This window comes from Hyphomicrobium album (genome assembly GCF_009708035.1).
In the GTDB taxonomy this organism is placed as follows: Bacteria; Pseudomonadota; Alphaproteobacteria; order Rhizobiales; family Hyphomicrobiaceae; genus Hyphomicrobium_A; species Hyphomicrobium_A album.
In genome coordinates this window covers 544,856-567,056 of record NZ_WMBQ01000002.1, presented here as the reverse complement: position 1 = coordinate 567,056, position 22,201 = coordinate 544,856, and the positions used below count along the sequence as shown (strand labels likewise).

Here is a 22,201-nt window from a genome sequence, read left to right as displayed (position 1 = left end):
GCGCGCCTGACAATCGGCGCTGCGCGGCGGCAGACAGCCGCCTGATGCTCCGCCCCCTACGCCGTGTCAAGGAAAGAGCCGCCGGCCACACGTACCATATGCGAGCTAAGTAAAATTTGGCGTACCCGAAAGCGAAAGCGCGCCACGATTGCCCGCGGCGCGCTCAAATCTTCCCGACGATTGTACGGCTCAGCCGCGGCGGCTGGTGTCCTTCCACACCTGGCCCGCGACGCGTGCATCGTTGGCGAGGCCGTCCATCCGCTTCGGGTGCCATTCCTGCGCCTGCGCCTCGGCGGAAGCGACATCGCCTTCGGAAAGCTTCGGCTTCAGCGCCGTGAGCCGTCCGGTGGCGTCCTTGTCGCCTGACTTGGCGGCGAGCAGCAGCCACTTGTAGGCCTGCTGGAGATCCTTGCCGACGCCCATGCCGTTCTCGTGCAGCACGGCGAGATTGTACTGGCTGTCGGCGAGGCCGAAGTCGGCCGCCGCCTGGAACCAGCGGGCCGCGGCCTCATAGTCGCCCTTCGGACCGGTCGAGGCGGCCAGCACCGCGAGATTGTGCATCGCCTTGACGTTGCCCTGGGCCGCGGCGCGCTCGTACCAGACCTTGGCGCGTTGCGCATCGACCTTCACGCCCAGCCCGCGCTCATAAAGCGTGCCGAGCCGGAACTGCGCCATGGCGAAGCCGTTGGCGGCGGAGCGCTGATACCAGATCGCGGCGTCCTTCAGGTCCTGGTCCAGGCCCTTGCCCTCGGCGAGGCGCGAGGCGACCTCGAACTGTGCGGAGGCGTCGCCCTTCGCGGCGGCGATGCGCAGCGAGAACGGGCCGACCGTCGCTGGCGGCAGCTTCGAGCCGTCGTTCGCCGGGGAGAAATCGGCATCCGTCGCCGTAGCGGCGGCGGCTCCGCCGTTGCGCTTCAGAATGTGCTCTTCCATCAACGCGGCCGGCGTGACCTTGGCCGCGACAGCGCCGAGCTGGCCGGAAAGATAGGCCATGCGCTGCTGTTCGCTGGCCTGCGCGAGCTGCTGGCCGGACGCGTCGTTGTCCTGCATGGTGATGCCGTCGGGCAGCGACGCGGTGTCGACCGGTACGCCGTCGGCGTTCACGTCCTCGTACTCGCCCTTCTCGAGGGGCGGGACGACCTGCTTCGTCTGCTTGGGCGGCGGCGCGGCGGCCGGCGGGGCAACCTCCGGCATCATCGGCGCATCATTCATCGTCGGCGCTGCGTCGTGGATCATCGGCGCAGCGTCGTCGACAGCCGCGGGAGCAGCCGGTGCGATGGTCGCCGCCGCGGGGATGGCGTCGATCTGCGGCGCGGTGCGCGGCATGAAGAAGATGGCCGCCGGTATCGCCGCGAGCAGCACCAGCAAGCTCATCGCCACACGCTGCGAGCGAAAGCTGAAGATCGAGCGACGACGCGGCTTCGCCGCCGCATCGCGCGGCCCGGCCGACAGCTGGCCGACACGCACGTCGCTGTCGGCCCCTGCCGTATCGGGGCGGCTTGCGGCCTTCAGCTTGGCGCGATGCGCATCGGCAATGAAATCGTGGCGCAGCACTTCCATCGACCGCTTGGGCTGCGGCTCGCCGAAGCTCTCGGCCTCCGCATCCCGGGAACGCGAGAAGGCTGCGTCGAGGTCGAAGCTGGCGGTGGTATAGGGGACCCGCGGCGGTGCCTGGTCGGCCTCGGCGGCCTCGCGGAAGGCGCGCAGATTGGCCTCGACGGCGTCCTCGATCGGCATGAAGTCCGAATGGTCGGTGTCGGCTTGCGCCATTTCCGCGTAGACGGTGGCCGAAGCAGGCACCAGGTCGTCGATCGAAGCCGGCATCGCCGGGATCGACTGCGCCGGATGCTCGAAAGGCATCGGGGCGGCAGGCTCGACCGGGGCGCCCATGTACAACGACGCCGCGCGGTGCGACGGAATGTATTGAGCCGGCGCGGGCGCGCTCGCCGAAGCGCTCTGCATCATCTCCAGCGCATCGATGCGATCCAGCACGCGAATGATCGCCTGCTGCATCGTCTCCAGCATGCTGGCGTTGTTCTCGTCGCTGTTGCGGCGCTCGTTGATCAGGTTCTCGAGCATGCCGCGCATTTCGCCGAAGTCGCGCCCGCGGTACTCGGTATCGGCAAAGCTCGCGGCGGCGCGCTGCGCGGCAGCCTCGGCGAGGTCCTCGTAGTCGCGCGAGGTAGAGCGCGTGACAAGGCCCGTCAGGCGCTCGTCGGAAAGCTGCACGGCGATCATGCGCAGTTGCGCGTCGATGGCGTCGAGGCGGCCGACGTCGGCGGTGACCTGCACTCCCTCGTTGAACAGGCGCGTCAGGCGCTCGTCGGAGAGCTGTTCCGTCAACGTGCCGAGATGCGCGTCGATCACGTCGAGGCGGGCAAGCTGGCGGCGGAACTGCGCGAGCTGCCCGGCGATCTCCTCGATCTGGCCTTCGGCAATGCGCAGCTCGTCGAGATCGGCGCGCGTCGCGACGTGGCCGAGGACCGAATTGAGCTGCGTCTCGAGCTGGTCGAAGCGGCGCCCGAGCGAGGCGAGAGCGTTCTCGGGACGAATCTGGGCGAGCGACTGCTCGATGCGCGCCGCAATGTCGGCAAAGCGCTGGTCGAGGTAGTTCGTGTCCATCGCGCAGCCGCGCTGCGGCTCCTGCGAGCTGAAGGCGACAGAGGATGACGCTGCGTAGACCGCCTGCGCGGTGCGGGCCGGGACCGATGACTGAGCCGGCGGACGGATGCTGCCGGCGCGGGTCTGCTCGCGCACCGACGCGGCGTAGGCCTCACCCGACTCGTAGAGCTGGGCGAGCGCATTCGCGGCGGCATCGTCCCACACTTCCATGCTTTCGGCGCCAGCCGGGCGGCCATGCGGACCGCCGAGGGCGATGATGTCGGTCGGACGCACACGCGCCACGCGCACGTCTTCTTCCGTCACGTAGCGGATGGCTTTGGTGCGGGTCTCATTCAGCCGCTGCGCCGGGTTGTATGGCACCAGCGCGCCGCGGCTCAGATCCGAGAGCCGCTCGCCCAAGCGTTGCATCTGCTGCTGGATGCGCTCGACGTCCGGCTCGAACTCGTATGGCACCTGCGCCCTGATGGACCGCGCCTCGTCGCTCAGCGAAGCGAGCCGGTCGCGCATCTGGTCGAGCATGCGATCCTGGGACGGTTCTTGCGAAGCCATGGACGCGGCACCGACGCGTGCGCCATAGTTTTCGTTGTAGGCTTGGTTAGACATCTCAATCCCTTGGCGCTGGTCGCTGGAGCCCTGGTGGGCCGATCTTCCGGCTGCAATTGGCGAATCGGGACGCGCAAAACGAGATTCCGCTCATCCACAGGCTTTGCGAGTCGCGGTAAACGTGAGGTTAAGCAGCGGGTGAAAATCGTACTGGCGGGCGCATTTAGTCGGTTTCGGGGGGTGATCGCCGCCCTGGCGCCGGAGGCATGGAGCGGATGACCAAGCCTCTCGGCCAGGCGTTCGAGACCTTGAGCGTCGAGACGCGCGGCCCCGGCCTCGCGGATCAAACGGCTGCAATCGCCTCGTGGCTCGCCCGCGTCGGCGCCCAGGACGGGCTGCTCACGCTATTCATCCGCCATACCTCGGCGTCCCTCCTGATCCAGGAAAACGCCGATCCCGACGTCCACACGGATCTCCTCGAGGCATTGGAGCGGCTCGCGCCGCGCGGCCGTGCCTACGTGCACGACGTCGAGGGGCCCGATGATATGCCGGCCCACATCAAGGCGGCCCTGACGGCCACCTCGCTCGCGATACCGGTCAAGGCCGGGAGAATGGTCCTGGGCACCTGGCAGGGGATCTACGTCGTCGAGCACCGCGACCGGCCGCACCGGCGCGAGGTCGTGCTCCACTTTCTCGGCACGCTCGGCGGCTAGGTCGTGAACGCGAACATCGCCGTGGCCGCTTCTGATCGAGCGGAGGCCAAGACCGCCATCAAACCTCCAGGCCTTCGAGCAGGGATGCGAGCACCGCGTCGATCGGCTTGGCGCCAACCTTTTCGGGCAGCAGCTGCCCGTCGATGGCCAGCAGCGTGAAGCCGTGCACGAGCGCCCACGCGGCGGCGGCCTGGCCGCGCACCGGGTGCTGCTTGAACGCGCCGCTCTGCTGGCCGCGCTCCAGGATGCCCAGCAGCCCGCCAAATGCGGCCGCGCCGGCAGCATCGAGATCGGCAAAGGCCTTCTTGTCCACGTCGCCGCTGAACATCAGCCGGTAAAGGGAAGGATTGGCCGTGCCGAAGTTAATGTAGGCCTTGGCCGCAGCGATGAACTCAGCGCGCGCCGAGCGCAGTGGACGGGCGATCGCATCGGAGAGCGCTGCGCCGAGCTGATGGAAGCCAAGCGTCGCCAACTCGGCGAGCAGCGCGCTCTTGTCGGGAAAGTGTTTGTAGGGCGCGGCGTGGCTGACGCCGGCCCGGCGCGCCACCTCGCGCAGCGTGAACTGCCAGCCCTTGTCCTCGCGCAGCATCGCTTGCGCTGTCTCGATGACGACGCGTTTCAGGTCGCCGTGGTGGTAGGGGCGGGCGGAATCTTCCTGCATTTACGGGCTCGCAATCTCGTGAATGGTGACAGTGAAAACATATGTTGACAGTGTCAACACGTGGGCCCTATATGTGCCCTCACAAGTTTCCACTGTCAACATAGGAGATCAAGTCATGAATGCCCATGTCCCCACAGCCAAATTCGTCCTCGGGTCCGAACTCGCTCCGGTCCAGAGCGACCTGGCCGACATCCTCGCCCGCCAGCGCGCCGCGTTCCTGCGCGATGGCGCGCCCACCTTCGCCGCCCGCATGGCCGACCTCGCCAAGCTCAAGAAGGCGGTGCGGGCACACCTGCCCGAGTTCGCCAAGACGCTGCACGCCGACTTCGAAGGCCGCTCCGCCAAGGAGACGGCGATCCTCGAGGGCATGGCTCTCGTGCAGGGCATCAATTATCTGCGTCGCAACTTGAAGGCGTGGATGCGTCCGCAGAAGCGTCACGTGGAAATGCACTTCCTCCCTGGCGGTTCGCGCGTCGTGTACCAGCCGCTCGGCGTCGTCGGCATCATGTCGCCCTGGAACTTCCCCATCGGCCTCTCGCTCATGCCGCTCGCCACGGCGATCGCGGCCGGCAACCGCGCCATGATCAAACCGTCCGAGATGACGCCCGCGACGACGGATCTTCTGTCGAGGATGCTGGCCGGAATTTTCCCCGAAGACCAGGTCGCCGTCGTGACCGGGGGCGCGGATGTCGGCGCGGCGTTCTCAGGCCTGCCTTTCGATCACCTCGTCTTCACCGGCTCGACCCCAGTCGGCAAGGCGGTGATGAAGGCCGCCAGCGCCAACCTCGTTCCGGTGACGCTCGAGCTCGGCGGCAAATCGCCCGTCGTGGTAGAGAAGGGTTTCTCGCTCAAGCGCGCCGCCTCGAGCATCGCCTTCGGCAAGCTCGCCAACGGCGGGCAGGTCTGCGTGGCGCCCGACTACGCGCTCGTCCCCGAGGATGACGTCGAAGCCTTCGTCGCGGCGTACGACGCGGCGGTGCGCGCGCTCTATCCCGAAGGCCCCGCGAGCGACAACTTCACTTCGGTCATCAACCAGCGGCACTACGACCGGCTGCGCGGGCTTGTCGACGAAGCGCGTGCCAAGGGCGCGCGTGTGATCGAGGTCGGCGCCAATCCGGAAGCTGCGCGAAGCCGCCCGCATACGCTGGCGCCGACCGTGGTGCTCGGTGCGACCGCCGACATGGCAATCCTCAAGGAAGAGATCTTCGGACCGGTGCTGCCGATCGTGCCCTACCGGAAGATCGACGACGCCGTCGCGCACATCAATGCGGGGGAAAGGCCGCTGGCTCTCTACTATTTCGGCGGCAACGGCGAGGATCGCCGCAAGGTGTTGGACCACACCACGTCCGGCAACGTGACGATCAACGACACGCTGCTGCACTACGCGCAGGACGATCTGCCGTTCGGCGGCGTCGGCGCCAGCGGCATGGGTGCCTACCACGGCGTCGAAGGCTTCAAGTCGCTGAGCCACGCGAAGGGTGTCTTCGAGCAGAGCCGCTGGAACATGACGGGTGCGCTGCGTCCGCCCTTCGGCCTCATGACGCGCTTCGTGACGTGGTACCTGATGCGGTAAGTCTCCGGCCTGCGCGCCATGCGGCACGCAGGCCGGTCGCCTGTTGGCAAGAACATGGCGCGTTCGCAGCCAAGGGCAAGGCTGACGAGAGCTGGAAGCGTCCCGCGTACGGCATTCAATGTTGTGGCGATTTGTGACGCAGCCCAACGACCTCAGCGCGGCGTTCCGCGTCGGCGCCCCTCCGCCGCGTGCGTGGCAAATGCGGCACGCTTTCCCGTTGCTTGTGTGACAAACCCGTTTGCCGCACGCCGGCGCCATAGTCCTCGTGCTTAGCTCATACCGCGAACGGGCTAAATCATTCTCCGGAGGGGCAAATGCGCTCTTTGAAACTGGGCTTGGCCGCCATGGCGGTGATCTGCACACTTTCGGCGACGGCGCAGGCCGACTGCATCAAGGTCGAGTCGGTCGGCGAAGCCGTGACCCATGACATCGCCCATCTCTTTGCCACGAACGGCCTCAAGAACATCATCGCTGGCAAGGGCCGCGTGGGCAAAGGCCCCGTCCACACGTCGTGCAAAGACGGCTCGACGACGACGACGTGTCGCGCCTCGCAGACGGCGTGCAGCGGCGGCTCACCCGCCACCTGCCTAGGCGCCTGGCTTTGCTTGCCCATGTGAGCGCGACGCCGGATCGGCGTGCGGTGGCACTGCACTTCATCGGCAATCAGTGCGAGTACGAGAAGCGCGAGAATAAAGTCTGCGACCTGCGATGGCAGGCCGTGTGCGCGTGTGCGGGGAGGGTCGTGAGGCACACTGTGGCGTTGATGAGCAGCGTTGCGGAACAGCGGGTCATTGACCGCTCCTGGCCCATGCGGCACCGCGCGCAGAAGCCTCGCCTAGGCTGCTCCGCCGACGCGTCAGCACTCCGGCAGGCTATTGTGTGACTAGGCGCGAAAGCCGAAATCAGCGTAGTGGGAAGCGGCGTGCAATGTAAGGCCAGTAAGCACGAAGTCATCGTAAAATCCGGGTGTCACGCTCGTATCGGCCTCGACACGGAGGCTGACGTAACGCACTCCTGCCGGCAACGGCGCCGCTAACTTGAAAGAATCGGAAGTCAATTGTCCCTGTGCAATCATTGCCTTTTGCCAGACGGCCGGATTGGATTCAGTGAGCGCGAACAGTGTAACGTTGTGGCCCTTGTACGGCGGTCCGAAATTGCTGGCGCCTTCCGCTGAAAGTTCAAACTCAACCGTTGGGGTGCCGGACCCGAACGCCGTCAACGTAATTGGGAACTCAGCCGCGAGACCACTGTAGTTTGCGTCGCCGTAGACGCCGGGTTCGTCTCCGATTTGTATTCGACCTTGCCAGATCAACTCCCCAGAGCCGGTTCGCGTGTGGACTTTCATATTGTCGACCTCCCCACTGGCCTGAACGAACGATCTTTTGGACCGTATCGCTGTCGTGATGTTTCGTCACCAGCAAACGACTCTGACTTTTTGTGCATGTTTATTGAGTGCCTGGCGAAGCCCGCCGGTGGCGGCGCGTTGCCGAGACGAGCTCGTGGGCGATGCCGGCTTCGCTCATCGCGTGCCCGGCGTCGGCAACAATCCGCAAATCCGCCGTCGGCCAGACGCGATGCAGATCCCAGGCATTCTTCACCGGTGTCACGACATCGTACCGGCCATGCACGATGCTGCCGGGAATGCCTTGCAGCCGTCCCGCGTCGGCCAGCAACTGATCGTCGCTAGCGAAGAACCCGCCGTTGATGAAGTAGTGGCATTCGATGCGGGCGAACGTGAGCGCGTAGGCATCGGCGCCGAAGTTGCGGATGCGCTCGACGTCCTGCAACAGGGACAAGGTCGAAGCCTCCCACACGCTCCACGCCTTGGCCGCGGCGAGACGCACCCTCGAGTCATTGTCGGTGAGGCGCCGATAGTAGGCGGCGATCATGTCGCCGCGCTCGGCCGGCGGGATGACCTCCTGATATGGGGCGAACGCGTCCGGATAGATCCAGCTGCAGCCCTCCTGGTAGAACCACTCGAGCTCGGCGCGGCGAACGAGGAATATGCCGCGCAGGATCAGGCTTTCGACCCGCTGCGGATGCGTCTCGGCGTAGGCGAGCGCCAGCGTCGACCCCCAGGAACCGCCGAACAGTTGCCAGCTCGCGACCTGCAAGTGCTCGCGCAGCCGTTCCATGTCGGCGACCAGGTGCCAGGTCGTGTTGGCGTCCAACGACGCGTTCGGCGTCGAGCGGCCGCAACCGCGTTGATCGAAGAGGATGATCCGGTAGTGATTGGGGTCATGGAAGCGGCGCATGGTCGGGTTCGAGCCGCCGCCCGGCCCCCCGTGCACCAGCAGCGCCGGCTCGCCTTCGGGGTTGCCGCACTCCTCGAAGTACATGCTGTGGCCGTCGCCGACGTCGAGCGTGCCACTGCGATACGGCTCGAGCGACGGATAGAGGGTGAGCCGCTCGTGAATGGTCATTGCGCTCTTCCTGGCTTAGCGACTTACGTGCGCTCGCGGTTCTTGAGCCGCAATAGGCGCATCTCGCGATCGTAGATCACTTCGCCACCGGGTACGCGGATCTCGCGCACCAACTCCAGCACGCTGCGACCCGGCGCCGGGGTGGTGATGCTGGCGAGAACCGCGCCGGCGACACCGGCGGGCAGGCCGAGGATACCCGCCAAGGCGCCATCGAGGCCGAGAATATTTGCCGCGCCGGCAAGGATGGTAAGCACGGCGACGCCAAATCCGCAGCTCATGCCGGCGATGGCGCCAAACGCGTTCATCCGCTTCCACCAGATGGACAGGACGATGACCGGGAAGAAGGTCGAGCCGCTGAGGGCGAGCGACCACAACAGCAGCCGCAACGGGTCGGTCGGCGCGACCAGCGCGACGAGACCACCCACCACCGCGGCACCGACGATCGCCAGCCGCCCCATATGCACGCGACCGGTACGCGGCAGGGGCTCCCAGGACAGGCCGTTGACCACGTCCTCGGCGATGACATTGCCCAGCGCACTGGCCACCGCTCCGGCGCCGACGAGTGCGGCGGCGACGATGCCGGTGGCGGCAAAGTAGACGAACACGCTCGGCATCTCGGCGGCGACCGGCAGGCTGAGCAGCACCGAGTCGCGGGCGATGGCGAAGCCGGTATAGGTCAGCGGCACTGCCGTATCGACGGTCGCAAACCCGAGGTCGACGAGCCGCCGCATCCATTCGGGGAGCGCTGCAGGCGCGCCACCATTCACTACGTCCATGAGGTAGTCGCGCATGTAAACGGCGACGGCGGCCGCCGTCAGCATGATGAGACTGAAGTACACCGTCGCCCAGCCGAGCGACTTGCGGGTCTCGTAAACGCCGGGCGTCATCGTCACGCGCGGTATCAGCCAGGGCGAGGAGGCGACACCGGCCATCACGGTCAGCGTGGCCACGACGAAAGCCGTCGGGCCGATGGCGCCGAACGGTGCGGTAAAGCGCTTGGCAATGTGGACGAAGCCTTCGCCCGGCAGTCCGAATGCCAGGGCGGATGCGTCTGCGATCGGCAGGCCGTGCGCCGCCTCGCTGTGCATGAGGGCGCGCAGGAGCGGTCCGTTCGTGAGCTGCGGCAGGGGGAAGTTCGTCACCATGACGGCGACGATGGTGACCGGCACGAGCAGCGCCAGCACGGCAGCGATGGCAGCAGCGCTGCCGGACCAGGTGAGCGAGCGCATCCCGCCCAAGCCGACCATCGCGATGAACGCGGCGACGAGCAGGACAATCATCAGCGACGCCGGCTGCCCCGATAGCCAACCGGCCGCATAGGCACCCATGCGCAGCTCGGCGGCCAGCATCAGCAGCGCCGGAACGGTGAGCAGGGCCGCCGACAACAGCCGCACGGTCTTGCTCTCGAAACGGCGTCCGAGGTAGCTCGGCACGGTGAAGGCGCCGAACTTGCGGAAGAACGGGGCAAGCATCACCGACATGATGACGAAGCCGCCGAGGCCGCCGATCATCAGGCACAAGGCGTCGAAGCCGATGAGGAAGAACACGCCGGTGACGGCAACAATGCCGGTGGCACCCATCGCCGCGACCCCGATGCCGAGGCCGGTGTAGCCCGCCGGCACGCGGCGCCCGGCGGCGAAGAATTCCAGCGGCTCCTGGGTCGGCACGCAAAGTCCGATGGCCGCATAGAGGAACATCGGACCGAGGAGCATCGCCCAGCGCAGGAGCGCGTCCGCGGTGCCCAGCTCCTCGAAGATGAGGAGCAGCATGACGAGGCCGGCGAGCGAGCTGGCAAAGATGCCGAAATAGGTGCCGAGCCGCGGATTGACGAAGCGGGTGCGCGAGGTGACGGACATGGCTATCTACGGGCTATCTGGGGGGCTCGCGCTCAGTTGTCCTCGTGCGCCCCGTGCCAGTGATCGATGGCGTCCTGGCGATTGACGAAACTGGCGACCGTGAAGATGGCGATGATCGCGATGCCGTGCGCGCTCAGGAAGTAGCCGAGGGGAAAGCCTAAGAAGCGCTCCGTGTTGAGGCTCTCGGCGTAGAGCGGCAGCACGATGATGAGCACCAGGAAGGGCACGACGCTCGCCAGCATCTGCCACTTGGTGTGCCGCCAATACGGCTTGCGCTCCTTGCGCTCCATCATGTCGTTGAGCTCCCTCGCCCTGCCGCCGGAAAGCCCCGGCGCAACCTTGAGGTACACGTCAACAGTGCGACGCATATATGGCGGTAAGCCGCGGCCTCAACCTTAAGGCCGGTTCAGCGCTGGCTTTTCTTGGCCTAGACTTGCCCCTGCGGGCCGAAACGTGGCCCAAGACCCGCCAAAGCCCGAGGGGAGCCGCCGATGAAAGAGATGTGGGAAGAATTCAAGACTTTCGCGATGAAGGGCAACGTCATCGACCTTGCCATTGGCGTGATCATCGGCGCCGCCTTCACGCCGATCGTCGCCACGCTGGTCGCCAACATCATGATGCCGATCATCGGCTACGTGACCGCGGGGATAGATTTTTCCACCCTTACCGCGACCCCGGTCGAGGGCGTCGAGATCAGGTACGGGCTGTTCATCAACGCGATAATTCAGTTCACGATCACGGCTATCGCCCTGTTCTTCCTCATCAAGGCGATCAATATGGTCCGCAAACCCGCCGCCGCCGCCGCCGCCACCGCCCCGACCCAATCGGAGATTTATTTGAAGGAGATCCGCGACGCTTTGGTCAAAGGCAAAGCCTGAGGACACCCGGCTCCACAGGCACTCCTCGGCTTTTCGCCGGGGTGTGCCGTGTGCTACATGCGTCGCGGAGTGCGGGCGTAGTTCAGTGGTAGAACGTCAGCTTCCCAAGCTGAATGTCGTCGGTTCGATCCCGATCGCCCGCTCCAAAGGCCCTGACAGCAACCGGTCAGAAGAGCATCATTCTGCGAGCTGCGCCTATGACGGCCCTGTCACAAAACAGGTTGGCCCAACAGGTATTGTACTGCGGGGGCTACTGCACTAATTCGACAGGCGCCCGTCGTCCCTCGACGGCGCGCTCCCGACTTCACTGACCGCAGGAGACTGAATTGGAAGGTGTCCTCATCATCGGCGCCGGCGCCGCTGGATCCGTCACCGCGCAGAAGTGCGCGATGAACCGCGACGTATTCAAGCGCGTCCATCTCGCGTCCCGTCGCCTTGCGAGCTGCGAGGCCGTGGCCAAGCGCTGCGTCACGCCGATCGAGATCAGCCAGGTCGATGCCGACAACGTCGCCGAGACGGTCGCCCTGATCAACAAGGTCAAGCCCGACCTCGTGATCAACATGGCGCTGCCTTACCAGGACCTGGCGATCATGGACGCGTGCCTGGAGACGGGCGTCCACTACTTGGATACCGCCAACTACGAGCCGCGCGATGTCGCGAAGTTTGAGTACTCGTGGCAGTGGAAGTATCAGGACCGCTACAAGGACAAGGGGATCATGGCGATCCTCGGCTGCGGGTTCGATCCCGGCCAGTCCAACATCTATTGCGCCTACGCGCAGGAGTTCCTGTTCGACACCATTGAGACGATCGACATCATCGACTGCAACGACGGCAGCCACGGCAAAGCCTTCGCCACCAACTTCAATCCGGAGATCAATCTCCGCGAGGTGACGCAGCGCGGCAAGTACTGGAAGGACGGCAAGTGGATCGACATCGACCCCTTGTCCATCGCGACGATGATCGACTACCCGGAGGTCGGCCCGCGCAAGAGCTACTTGATTTATCACGAGGAGGAGGAAAGCCTCGTCGAGAACATCAAGGGCCTGAAGCAGATTCGCTTCTGGATGACCTTCTCCGACAACTACATCAAGCATCTCGAGGTGCTGCAGAACGTCGGCATGACGCGCATCGATCCCGTCATGTACAAAGGCAATCCCGTCATTCCGATGGAGTTCCTGAAGGAGCTGCTGCCGCCGCCGTCGTCACTCGGCGAGGGCTACACGGGGCGCACATCGATCGGGTGCATCTTCACCGGCAAGAAGGACGGCAAAGACAAGCGCGCCATCATCTATAACGTCTGCGAGCACACGCAGGCCTACAAGGAGACGGGCGCGCAGGCCGTATCGTACACGACCGGCGTTCCACCCGTGGTCGGCGCGATGATGGTGTTCAAGGGCGCGTGGAAAGGCGCCGGTGTCTACAACGTCGAGCAGCTCCCTTCGAAGCCGTTCATGGACGAGATCGGCCAGCATGGTCTGCCGTGGCACACGCGCGAGCTGGAGGACGGCGAGCAGAGCGAGCTGTTTGCCGTCAAGACGTAACGTTCTCCATCGCTCCGAACGCCAGCAATGACTTGAATATGGAGCCGGGCACGCCCGGCTCCGCTGTTTGAGGATCGCCGCCCATGGCGCCGACATTCCCCGACGACATCCGCACACCTGCCTACGTCCTCGACGCGGCGGCGTTGAAGCGCAATCTGGAAACCATCGCCCGCATCAGGCGCGAGGCAGGCTGCAAGGTCCTGCTCGCGACCAAGGCGTGGGCGATGCCGGCAGCGTTTCCGATGATGCGCGATGCGCTGGATGGCTCGACAGCCAGCGGCGAATTCGAAGCGCGTCTTGGCCGCGAGGAGTTCGGCAAGGAGGTGCACGTCTACGCGCCGGCCTATGCCGATGGCGAGGTCGAGCGCCTGACCGCGATCGCCGACCATATCTATTTCAATTCGCCCGAGCAGATCGCCCGTCTCGGCGGCATCGCCAAGGCCGCCGGCGCCAAGATCGGCGCGCGTATCAATCCTGGCTATTCGAACGCGACGCTCGGCGGCCCCCTCTACGACCCGTGCGCGCCCTGCTCGCGCTTCGGGACGACGCGGGCGGAGATAGACAAGCTGCCGTGGGGCGAAATCGACATCTTCCACGTGCACACGCTGTGCGAGAGCCTGGCAGACGGTTCGGTCGGGCTCATCGAGCATGTGGCGCGCGAGTTCGCGCCGTACATCCGCCAGGTAGAGGCCGTCAATTTCGGCGGCGGCCACTTCATCAACAAGCCGGGTTATGACGTCGACAAGCTGATCGCCGCCATCAAAGCGTTCCGCGCCGAGTTCGGAGTCGAGGTCATCCTCGAGCCGGGCGGCGGAATCGTCGTCAACGCCGGCTATCTCGTCGCCAGCGTCATCGGCCTGCATTGGAACGAGAAGAACATCGCCATTCTCGACACGTCGGCGAGCTGCCACATGCCGGACGTGCTCGAGGTGCCCTACAGGCCCACCCTGATCGGCGCCGCTGAGTCGGGCGTGAACGCGCACGACTACATCCTCGGTGGCAAGACCTGCATGACCGGCGACGTCATCGGCGAGTACTCTTTCGCCGAGCCGCTGCAATTGGGAAGCCGCATCGTCTTCACCGACATGATGCAGTACAGCTTCGTGAAGAATACGACCTTCAACGGCACGCCGCGACCCGATCTCGCGGTGCTCGAGGAGGACGGCAGCTTCCGTGTCGTGCGCTCGTTCGGCTACGAGGATTATCGACACTCGCTCGGCTAGGTTGACGGCCCCATCGTGTTGCAGCGGCGCCTCGCCGCAGGCTTATCCTCTCGTATGCAAGTCTCGGTGTCTTACATGGGAACGTGTGCGTCCGCCGATCGTTGTGCAGGGTATGAGCAAGCAGTCTTTGAGTGCGGCAGCGGTGCTGGTGGTCGAAGACGAGCCGCTGGTGCGCGACTATGTTTCCGACCTGCTCGGGCAGTCCGGCTTTGACGTGGTCGAGGCGTCGACTGGCGAAGAGGCGCTGTTGGTCCTTGCCGGAGGCGGCGTTTGCGCCGTCGTCAGCGACGTGTCGATGCCGGGCGCCGTCAATGGTTTCGAGCTGGCGCGCCGCGTCCGGGAAGAGTCGCCGCGGACCGGAGTTGTGCTCGTCTCCGGTGTGATCGAGCCTGTCGTCCACCTGCCAGGGGGCGTCCGCTTCTTGACGAAGCCCGTCAAGGCGTCGACGCTGCTCCGGCTCCTGCGCGAGGTCGCCGACCCGAGGGTCAGCCTGCCTGAGCCCACGTCCGACGAGCTACCTTAAAGGGAACTTTACCCGACGCATGCGACTTAGGCTGCCCGTCCCGCAGCGTGAATTCCCATGTCCGCGCGCTCGACCGATCCGCTTCCCGCATTTGTCGCTCCGCAACTCGCGTCGCTCGTCGCAGAGCCGCCGGCGGGCAAGGACTGGCTGCACGAGATCAAGTACGACGGCTACCGTGCGATCGCCGCCATCGGTGGCGGCCGCGGCCGCATCTATACGCGCTCCGGCCAGGATTGGACCGACAAGTTCGCCGGCATCGCCGCCGAGCTCACCAAGCTAAAGATCGGCAGCGCGCTGCTCGACGGCGAGATCGTCGTTCTCGACGAACACGGCCGCTCCAGCTTTCAGCGCTTGCAGAATGCGCTCAAGGAAGGAAGAACGCCGCTTATTTACTACGTGTTCGACATCCTCGAGTTCGACGGCCACGACCTCCGGCAAGAGCCGCTGAGCCAGCGCAAGAAAGTCCTACGCAAGGTTCTCAAGGGGGCGCCGGAAGCGATCCGATATAGCGAGGAGATTGCCGGGCAGGGCGATAAAGTCTTGGCGCAGGCCTGCCGGCTGGGGTTGGAAGGCATCGTCTCCAAGCAAGCCGACAAGCCCTACGTATCGCGCCGCAGCCACAGCTGGCTGAAGAGCAAATGCCTCGGTAACGAGGAGTTCGTCATCGGCGGCTATCGCGTCTCGGACAAAAAAGGACGTCCGTTCGCGTCGCTGCTGCTGGGCGAGTTCGTCGGCGACGAGCTGCACTACCGCGGGCGCGTCGGCACTGGCTTCGATACTGCTACGCTCGATGATCTTGGCGCCCGCTTCGCCAAGCTGCGCCGCAAGACGAGCCCGTTCGTCGATGCACCGCGCGAAATCAGCCGCGACGCCCATTGGATCGAGCCGCGTCTCGTCGCCCAGATCGCCTTCACCGAACGGACAACGGACGGAATCCTACGCCACCCGGCTTACCTGGGGCTGCGCGGCGACAAGCCGGCGCGCGAGGTGCAGGCGCAAGAGGTGATCACCATGAGTGAAAATGACGACGTCGGCGGGGTAAAGCTGTCGAACCCGGAGCGCGTTCTCTTCAGCGAGGCGGCGCTGACCAAGCTCGACCTCGCCCAGTACCTCCTTGCCGCCAGCGAGCGCATGCTGCCCTACGTGCGCCGGCGGCCGCTCAGTCTCGTGCGCTGCCCGGAAGGCGTAGCGAAGCAGTGCTTCTTCCAGAAGCACATCAAGAAGGGCATGCCGGAGGCGCTCAAGTCGGTTGACGTCAAGGAGGGCGACGGTGAGATCGCCCAGTATTTGATGATCGACGACACGGCGGGTCTCGTCTCGGTTGCGCAGATCGGCGGTGTGGAGATCCACTTGTGGGGATCGACCGCAAAGAAGCTGGAGCGGCCCGATCGGCTCATCTTCGACCTCGATCCCGATCCTACCGTCGACTTTGCCGCCGTGCGCGACGCCGCGCGTGACGTGCGTGATCTCTTGCAGACGGCGGGCCTCACCAGTTTCCCGCTGGTGACCGGCGGCAAAGGCATTCACGTTGTCGTCCCGCTCGACGCCTCACAAGATTGGGACACGGTGAAGAGCTTCGCGCGGGGCGTGGCTACGAAGCTGGCGGACACCGAGCCGGAGCGCTTCGTCGCCACGATGGCGAAAGTCAAGCGCAAGGGCCGTATCTTCATCGACTGGCTGCGCAACGAGCGCGGTGCAACAGCGGTTGCGCCATATTCCCCTCGCGCCAAGGCGGAGGCGAGCGTGGCCACCCCGGTGGGCTGGTCCGAGTTGTCCCGCATCGAGGGTGCCAATGTGTTCACGATCCCGATCGTGCTCCAGCGCCTCAAGCGCAAGACCGATCCCTGGAGCGACTATTCCTCAGTGCGCCAATGCATCTCGCGCGATGCTCTGCGCTTCTTCGCCTGACAAGGTGACGGTCGCATCCGGTCTCCAATCGCGCGGATTCGTTGCTTTTTGACCCCTTTTTGGTAGTAGTAACAGCATGACCCGCGACAATAAGAAGAGGCCAACGCTCGCCGAGCTTTATGCTGAGGCCTTCAGGACATTTTCGTCCGAGGCCCTTTGGAACATGCGTCCGGTCGAGAACCCGACCCGCGATGACGCCTTGGCGATCACCAGGGCTTTGAGAACCTACGGAAAGATGCGCGGCCGCCGCTTGGCCGAGCAGATCGAGCAAATCGCCCGTGCCACTCACTAAGCTGCAATCCGATATTCTCAAGCTCCTGGCCGCTCACCGCACGGACGAAAGCTTTGTCGCCGGGGGAACTGCCCTCAACCGAGAGGGTCCCCGCATGTCCAACGACATCGATATATTTCATGACAGGGAGCAATCGCTGGCGGGCACGGCCGAGGCTGACGTTGCAGCCCTGAGCAAGGCCGGCTTAGAGGTGCAGTGGATCGAGCCCCGTACGAGCGCAAAGATGAGTGCACAGATTATACGGGGCGAGGAGACAACCAAGCTCGATTGGGTAGCCGATAGCGACTTCCGTTACTTCCCCGCTGTCCCGGACAACGAATTTGGCTTCGTGCTCCACCCGATCGACTTGGCGACAAACAAGGCCGCCGCCGCCGCCGACCGCCGCGAGCCCCGTGACATCGTTGATCTTGTGACCATCCACGAGACGATCTTGCCCCTCGGTGCAGTTATCACCGCTGCGCTCGGAAGGTTCCCCGGACCGAGCCCCGAGGGAATGCTCGGCGAAATACGCTGGCACTCGCGCCTCACGGCTCCCGAGCTTCAGGCTCTCGCCACGACGCAGCCTCTCGATGCGGCCGGCCTTCGCGTCAGAATTCAAAAGATGCTGGAAGATGCGGAACGGTTCGTTGGGGACATTCCCAGCGATGCAGTCGGCTGCCTCTTTCTCGATAATGGGAAGCCGGTGCAGCCAGATCTGACGGCGCTTGAGCGCTACTTCCGCCATCATGCAACCCGACGTGGACGCTGGCCCGGCTCGCCCGAGGTTGATTCAGAGATGATCCGGCGCCACGTCGGCGATAAGGAATAGCACGCGGCGATCGGCAGAAAGGTGCAGTTCCTGACGCCATATGGCACACAGCACATGATGGACCCTAAACGACTGCGCAATATACGTTATTGCGCGGCTTCGCGTGCCCCTCACAAGGTGACGGGCCTCTCCGTTTGTTCAGCGTCGGCGCGCCCGACGTGCTCGGTCTTCTCCCAATAGTAGGGCGCGAACACGAGCTGCCACAGGGCCCGGTAGGCGGCGAACGAGATGCCCAGCCAATAGACCGGCATCATCAGCGCGTGGGCGGCTAGCCTCAGCCGCCCACGACGCGCCGCCGCAACCGTTCCGAGCGCGATCGCGCTCACGTACCCGGCAATGAGATTGAAGAGACCGATGCCCAACAGCCACTGACCGAAGACGCTATCGGGCACACCGAGCAGCCTGCCCTGCCAGAGATCAACGGCAAGCAGGACGTAGAACCACGGATGCACGAGCGACGAGAGGATCATGCCCCCCATCAGCACTTGGAAGCCGATGAACCGCCGGGTGCCGAGCTCGCTCCACAGGCGCCCGGGCTCGCGCATGTGCACAAGGTAGGTCTGCATCCAGCCTTTCAGCCAGCGCGTCCGCTGTCCCTTCCACACACGGAAACTTGGTGGCGCCTCTTCCCATGTCGTCGACCGCAGCACGCCGACGTGCCAACCCTCGCGCGCCAGGCGGATGCCAAGATCGGCATCCTCGGTGACGTTGTAGGGGTCCCATCCCCCGACCGCTTCGAGGACGGCACGCGGAAAATGGTTCGAGGTTCCACCGAGCGGTACCGGCAGTTGCAGCCGCTCGAGCGTCGGCAATATGCAGTCGAACAAGGCCGTGTACTCGACGGTGAACTGGCGCGTGAACCAGGTTGCGTCCGAGTTGTAGATATTGAGTTGCGCCTGCAGGCACCCCATGCGGGAGCCGCCGGCCTTGAGCGCCGCGACTGCCAGGCGAAGTTGGTCGGGCTCCGGCACGTCCTCGGCGTCGTAGACCACCACGTAATCGCCTTGCGCAAACTGCAGCGCGTACTGGCAGGCGCGCGGCTTGGTGCGAGGGTCCCCCTCGGGAACGACGACGATCTGCATATGGGCATCGATCGAGGCGCGCTGCAGCGCGAGCTGCGTGAGGGCATCCGCGCACTCGACGACCAGCATTATCTCGAGACGCTCGGCTGGGTAGTCGATCGCGCGCAGAGACGCGAGCAGCTGCGGAACAATTCCCTCCTCTCGGGCCAGCGGAACCAAGACCGTGTAGAGGGGCAGCTCAGGGTCACTGGCGACCGGAGTGGCTCCGTCCAGCGAGCGCCTGCGCAACTGCCACAGCGCCACGGTGCGCAGCATCACCACGCACAGAAACGGGGCGGCCATGATGGCAAGCAACGCGGTCAACGTCGTCTCGCGTGCAACGACGGCGCCGATGCACAGCGTGGCGAGCAACACGGCGAGCGAGCGTCGCTGCCAACTCCACAGACCCGTCGCCGCCGAAAGTTCGGGCGTGCGCGAGCGCAAGCCGTAAACGGCTTCGTCGAGCCGCGGGTCGCTACCCGCGAGCGTCTCAGTGGATGCACTGCTTTCATCGCTGCGGCCGCAATTGCCGCGCGGATCAACGGTAAATACGCTAGACACGCTGGCCCTCCCCCCGGTGGGCCGACGATCATCTTGCCATAGTGTTGCGTTTCACCATAGTGGGCGCGATTGAGCCTGCCCGCTTCGCGGATTCGACCGACCATGGCGCCAAATATGCAAGCCTGCCCAACACCTTCGACCCTCCTGCCGCGTCTGGTGCTGAGCCTCTTGGCGCTTCTCGCCGCGCTCGCCTATACGCCTGCGGCCTCCCTCGCTCAGGACACTCCGCCTCCGACTGAAGGGGTGCCGGCGCCGGCTGACGCAGAGGCCGACGCTGACGAGCCTTCAAAGCGCGTCGTCGTCCGCTTCCTGACGGAAGGCGATTATCCACCCTTCAACTTCTACGACGAGGACGGGACGCTGGTCGGTCTCAACGTCGACCTGGCGCGCGCCATCTGCATGGAGCTCAATACCGCGTGCGACATCAAGGTGCGCCCGTGGGGTGAGCTGTTGCTGGCACTGCGCCGCGGAGAGGCAGACGCCGTCATTGCCGCGCATGCCGTAACGCCGCAATCCCTCGCCGAGGTCGACTTCACCGACCGCTACTTCCAGACGCCCGGCCGCTTCGCCGCGCGCCGGGGCGACGAGACGGCTGAAATCACGCCCGAGACGCTCGAAAGCAAGCGCATTGGCGTCGCCAAGAATTCGCCGCACGAAGCGTTCCTGCGCACGTTCTTCCGCTCCAGCGCCATCCAGGCCTACGAGAACTCGGACATCGCCCGCGACGCGCTCATTCAGGGGCAGGTCGACTACATCTTCGACGACGGCATCGGCCTCATCTTCTGGCTGCACGGCACGGCATCGAAGCGCTGCTGCGAATTGAAGGGCGGCCCCTATCTGGAACCCAAGTACTTCGGGGACGGCATCGCCATCGCCGTGCCCAAGACGGATTCGCAGATCAAAACCCTGATCAACGGCGCCCTCGCGCGCCTGCGCGGCAATGGGCGGCTCGACGAGTTGGTCGAGCGCTATTTCCCGGTAAAGGTCTATTGAATCCCATATTCCATGGGCCGGGCGTCACCCTGCCGCCACCCGTTAACCACGAATGCCGGGGGCGAAGCCGCGCTTGTCACAATACTGCAACTGAATCCCGTCATTTGAGCCCCATCGAACGCTGAGGAGTCCTTACTGCTCAAAGGGATGGGCATGGTCCATTATCGCACGCTGTTTATCTCCGACGTCCACCTCGGAACGCGGTCCGCGCAAGCCGAGATGCTTCTCGATTTCCTAAAGGAGACCGAGGCCGACACCATCTACCTGGTCGGGGACATCGTCGATTTCTGGCGCATCCGCCGCGGCGCCATCTGGCCTCAGACGCACAATGACGTTCTGCAGAAGCTCCTGCGCAAGGCGCGCAAGGGCACACGCGTCGTCTTCATACCGGGCAATCACGACGAGGGCCTGCGCCAGTACTGCGGCCAGCACTTCGGCGGCATCGAGATCGAGCACCAGACGGTGCACACCACCGCCGACGGCAAGCGCTACCTCGTCATTCACGGAGACGAGTTCGACGTCGTCGTTCGCTATGCGCGGTGGCTCGCTTTCCTCGGCGACCGCGGCTACGAGCTGGCGCTGTGGATGAACCATCCGCTGAACTTCATCCGCCGCCGGTTCGGGCTTGGCTATTGGTCGCTGTCCGCGCACTTGAAGCTGCGCGTGAAGACGGCGGTGAACTTCATCGGCGAGTTCGAGAAGTCGCTCTCCGACGAAGCCAGGCGCAATCAGGTCGACGGCGTCATCTGCGGCCACATCCACCACGCAGCCTCGCGCCACATCGACGGCGTGCACTATCTGAACACCGGCGACTGGGTGGAAAGCTGCACGGCTATCGGTGAGAACAGCGACGGGGCGTTTGAGCTCATCCGCTGGCACGAGGTGGTCAAGGCGCGCGAGAAGGTAACCGCGTCGCAGCTTGCAGAAGCCCTGCAGGTCGCGTGATGCGCATCCTCGTCGCGTCGGACGCTTGGCACCCCCAGGTGAACGGCGTCGTGCGCACATATGAGCGGCTTGCCATCGAACTCGCTGCGCTCGGTGTCGAAATGACCGTGCTCGCCCCGCACGAGTTTCGCACGCTCCCCTGCCCCACCTATCCGGAAATCCGCCTGGCGCTTCCGGGCTTGAGCCGCGTGGCGAAGCGGATTCGCATGCTGAAACCCGATGCCGTGCACATCGCCACAGAGGGTCCGATCGGCTGGATGGCGCGGCGCTATTGCCACACGCGCGGGATCCGCTTTACGACGAGCTTCCACACGCGCTTTCCAGAGTATCTGCGGGAACGCTTCTTCATCCCGACGGGTTTGACCCTGGCGCTGCTGCGCCGCTTCCACAGTGCCGGCGCCGGGTTAATGGTCGCGACGCCGACGCTGGCGCGCGAGCTGGAGAGCCAAGGCTTCGAGCGCGTGCTTCCCTGGACACGCGGTGTCGATACGGGGTTGTTTCGTCCACGGCCCGTGCGCCTCTTCGGCGAGGGCCCCGTGTTCCTCTATGTCGGACGCATTGCGACCGAGAAGAATATCGCCGCGTTCCTTGATCTCGAATTGCCCGGGCGCAAGGTGGTCGTTGGCGCCGGCCCCGATCTGCAACCGCTTCAGGCGAAGTACCCCGACGTGCTCTTCACTGGAAAGAAGACTGGCGAGGAGCTTGCCGAATGCTACGCCTCGGCTGACGTGTTCGTGTTCCCCAGCCGCACCGATACCTTCGGCATGGTGCTGCTGGAGGCCATGGCCTCCGGCCTGCCGGTGGCGGCCCTGCCCGTGTGCGGACCGCAAGACGTGGTGACGGACGGCATCACCGGCGTTCTTTCCAACGATCTGCGCCAGGCAGCGCTTGCAGCGCTCTCGCTCGATCGTGCACGCGTCGCCGATAAGGCAGCGGAATACAGCTGGGAGCACGCGGCGCGGCTATTCCTCGCCAACATCACCGGCGCCTGCCTCAATGGCCCACAGCGGACCGCGCAGGCAGCTCGGAAGCTACCGGTGGCGAGGCCCGCGCGTCCTCCGCAGGCGCGCATCTGAC

The 22,201-nt window shown here is 65.1% G+C and carries 20 protein-coding genes and 1 tRNA gene; 14 read left to right on the top strand and 7 right to left on the bottom strand.

The features are described 5' to 3' along the window. Positions 1-189 precede the first annotated feature (189 nt). Positions 190-3,225, bottom strand: coding sequence for a tetratricopeptide repeat protein (locus GIW81_RS14800; protein ID WP_154740134.1), 3,036 nt, complete (start codon positions 3,223-3,225; stop codon positions 190-192). Between the two features lie 215 nt (positions 3,226-3,440). Here GIW81_RS14800 and GIW81_RS14795 point away from each other — a divergent pair, with 215 nt between their 5' ends. Then, a complete protein-coding gene (locus GIW81_RS14795) occupies positions 3,441-3,878 on the top strand; it encodes a secondary thiamine-phosphate synthase enzyme YjbQ (protein ID WP_229309325.1) in 438 nt (145 codons plus the stop codon). Between the two features lie 58 nt (positions 3,879-3,936). On the opposite strand, the gene GIW81_RS14790 is transcribed toward GIW81_RS14795, so the two are convergent. Beyond that, positions 3,937-4,539: a TetR/AcrR family transcriptional regulator gene (locus GIW81_RS14790; protein ID WP_154740132.1), complete on the bottom strand. Its 603-nt coding sequence runs from the start codon at positions 4,537-4,539 to the stop codon at positions 3,937-3,939. Between the two features lie 115 nt (positions 4,540-4,654). Here GIW81_RS14790 and GIW81_RS14785 point away from each other — a divergent pair, with 115 nt between their 5' ends. Together GIW81_RS14785 and GIW81_RS14780 are read left to right on the top strand one after the other, a co-directional pair. After that, on the top strand, positions 4,655-6,112 hold the full coding sequence (locus GIW81_RS14785; RefSeq protein ID WP_154740131.1) for a coniferyl aldehyde dehydrogenase: 1,458 nt from the start codon (positions 4,655-4,657) through the stop codon (positions 6,110-6,112). Between the two features lie 314 nt (positions 6,113-6,426). Then, on the top strand, positions 6,427-6,729 hold the full coding sequence (locus GIW81_RS14780; protein ID WP_154740130.1) for a hypothetical protein: 303 nt from the start codon (positions 6,427-6,429) through the stop codon (positions 6,727-6,729). 266 nt (positions 6,730-6,995) lie between these two features. Here GIW81_RS14780 and GIW81_RS14775 read toward each other — a convergent pair whose 3' ends face one another. From GIW81_RS14775 to GIW81_RS14760, 4 genes are all read right to left on the bottom strand, one after another. Next, entirely contained in the window at positions 6,996-7,457 is a 462-nt protein-coding gene (locus tag GIW81_RS14775) for a hypothetical protein (RefSeq protein WP_154740129.1), read from the bottom strand. 100 nt (positions 7,458-7,557) lie between these two features. Continuing rightward, the gene (pip, locus tag GIW81_RS14770) at positions 7,558-8,535 is read right to left on the bottom strand and encodes a prolyl aminopeptidase (protein WP_154740128.1); all 978 of its coding nucleotides are present in this window, start codon (positions 8,533-8,535) and stop codon (positions 7,558-7,560) included. Between the two features lie 23 nt (positions 8,536-8,558). After that, complete coding sequence (locus GIW81_RS14765) at positions 8,559-10,391, bottom strand: solute symporter family protein (RefSeq protein ID WP_154740127.1); 1,833 nt, start codon at positions 10,389-10,391, stop codon at positions 8,559-8,561. Between the two features lie 32 nt (positions 10,392-10,423). Next, positions 10,424-10,759 carry a DUF4212 domain-containing protein gene (locus GIW81_RS14760; protein ID WP_229309320.1) on the bottom strand — a complete coding sequence of 112 codons (336 nt, stop codon included), beginning with the start codon at positions 10,757-10,759 and terminating at the stop codon, positions 10,424-10,426. 132 nt (positions 10,760-10,891) lie between these two features. Here GIW81_RS14760 and mscL point away from each other — a divergent pair, with 132 nt between their 5' ends. From mscL to GIW81_RS14720, 8 genes are all read left to right on the top strand, one after another. Next, positions 10,892-11,269, top strand: coding sequence for a large conductance mechanosensitive channel protein MscL (mscL, locus tag GIW81_RS14755; RefSeq protein WP_195930693.1), 378 nt, complete (start codon positions 10,892-10,894; stop codon positions 11,267-11,269). 71 nt (positions 11,270-11,340) lie between these two features. After that, positions 11,341-11,415 (top strand) — tRNA-Gly (locus GIW81_RS14750). Between the two features lie 180 nt (positions 11,416-11,595). Then, positions 11,596-12,810, top strand: coding sequence for a saccharopine dehydrogenase family protein (locus GIW81_RS14745; RefSeq protein ID WP_154740125.1), 1,215 nt, complete (start codon positions 11,596-11,598; stop codon positions 12,808-12,810). Between the two features lie 83 nt (positions 12,811-12,893). Further along, complete coding sequence (gene nspC, locus GIW81_RS14740) at positions 12,894-14,033, top strand: carboxynorspermidine decarboxylase (RefSeq protein ID WP_154740124.1); 1,140 nt, start codon at positions 12,894-12,896, stop codon at positions 14,031-14,033. Between the two features lie 112 nt (positions 14,034-14,145). Next, the gene (locus GIW81_RS14735; RefSeq protein ID WP_154740123.1) at positions 14,146-14,556 is read left to right on the top strand and encodes a response regulator; all 411 of its coding nucleotides are present in this window, start codon (positions 14,146-14,148) and stop codon (positions 14,554-14,556) included. A gap of 57 nt (positions 14,557-14,613) precedes the next feature. Continuing rightward, positions 14,614-16,464 carry a DNA ligase D gene (gene ligD, locus GIW81_RS14730; RefSeq protein ID WP_154740122.1) on the top strand — a complete coding sequence of 617 codons (1,851 nt, stop codon included), beginning with the start codon at positions 14,614-14,616 and terminating at the stop codon, positions 16,462-16,464. A gap of 76 nt (positions 16,465-16,540) precedes the next feature. Continuing rightward, on the top strand, positions 16,541-16,756 hold the full coding sequence (locus tag GIW81_RS14725) for a hypothetical protein (protein ID WP_154740121.1): 216 nt from the start codon (positions 16,541-16,543) through the stop codon (positions 16,754-16,756). Then, a complete protein-coding gene (locus GIW81_RS14720; RefSeq protein ID WP_195930581.1) occupies positions 16,743-17,564 on the top strand; it encodes a nucleotidyl transferase AbiEii/AbiGii toxin family protein in 822 nt (273 codons plus the stop codon). The genes GIW81_RS14725 and GIW81_RS14720 overlap by 14 nt, the downstream gene beginning before the upstream one ends. Before the next feature lie 110 nt (positions 17,565-17,674). Here the strand turns inward: GIW81_RS14720 and GIW81_RS14715 are convergent, their stop codons facing one another. Continuing rightward, entirely contained in the window at positions 17,675-19,186 is a 1,512-nt protein-coding gene (locus GIW81_RS14715; RefSeq protein WP_154740119.1) for a glycosyltransferase, read from the bottom strand. 114 nt (positions 19,187-19,300) lie between these two features. Here GIW81_RS14715 and GIW81_RS14710 point away from each other — a divergent pair, with 114 nt between their 5' ends. From GIW81_RS14710 to GIW81_RS14700, 3 genes are all read left to right on the top strand, one after another. Then, entirely contained in the window at positions 19,301-20,179 is an 879-nt protein-coding gene (locus GIW81_RS14710) for a transporter substrate-binding domain-containing protein (RefSeq protein ID WP_154740118.1), read from the top strand. Between the two features lie 147 nt (positions 20,180-20,326). After that, complete coding sequence (locus GIW81_RS14705) at positions 20,327-21,124, top strand: UDP-2,3-diacylglucosamine diphosphatase (RefSeq protein WP_154740117.1); 798 nt, start codon at positions 20,327-20,329, stop codon at positions 21,122-21,124. After that, entirely contained in the window at positions 21,124-22,200 is a 1,077-nt protein-coding gene (locus GIW81_RS14700) for a glycosyltransferase family 4 protein (protein WP_154740116.1), read from the top strand. Before GIW81_RS14705 ends, GIW81_RS14700 begins: the two co-directional genes overlap by 1 nt. The last annotated feature ends 1 nt before the right edge of the window (position 22,201 follow it).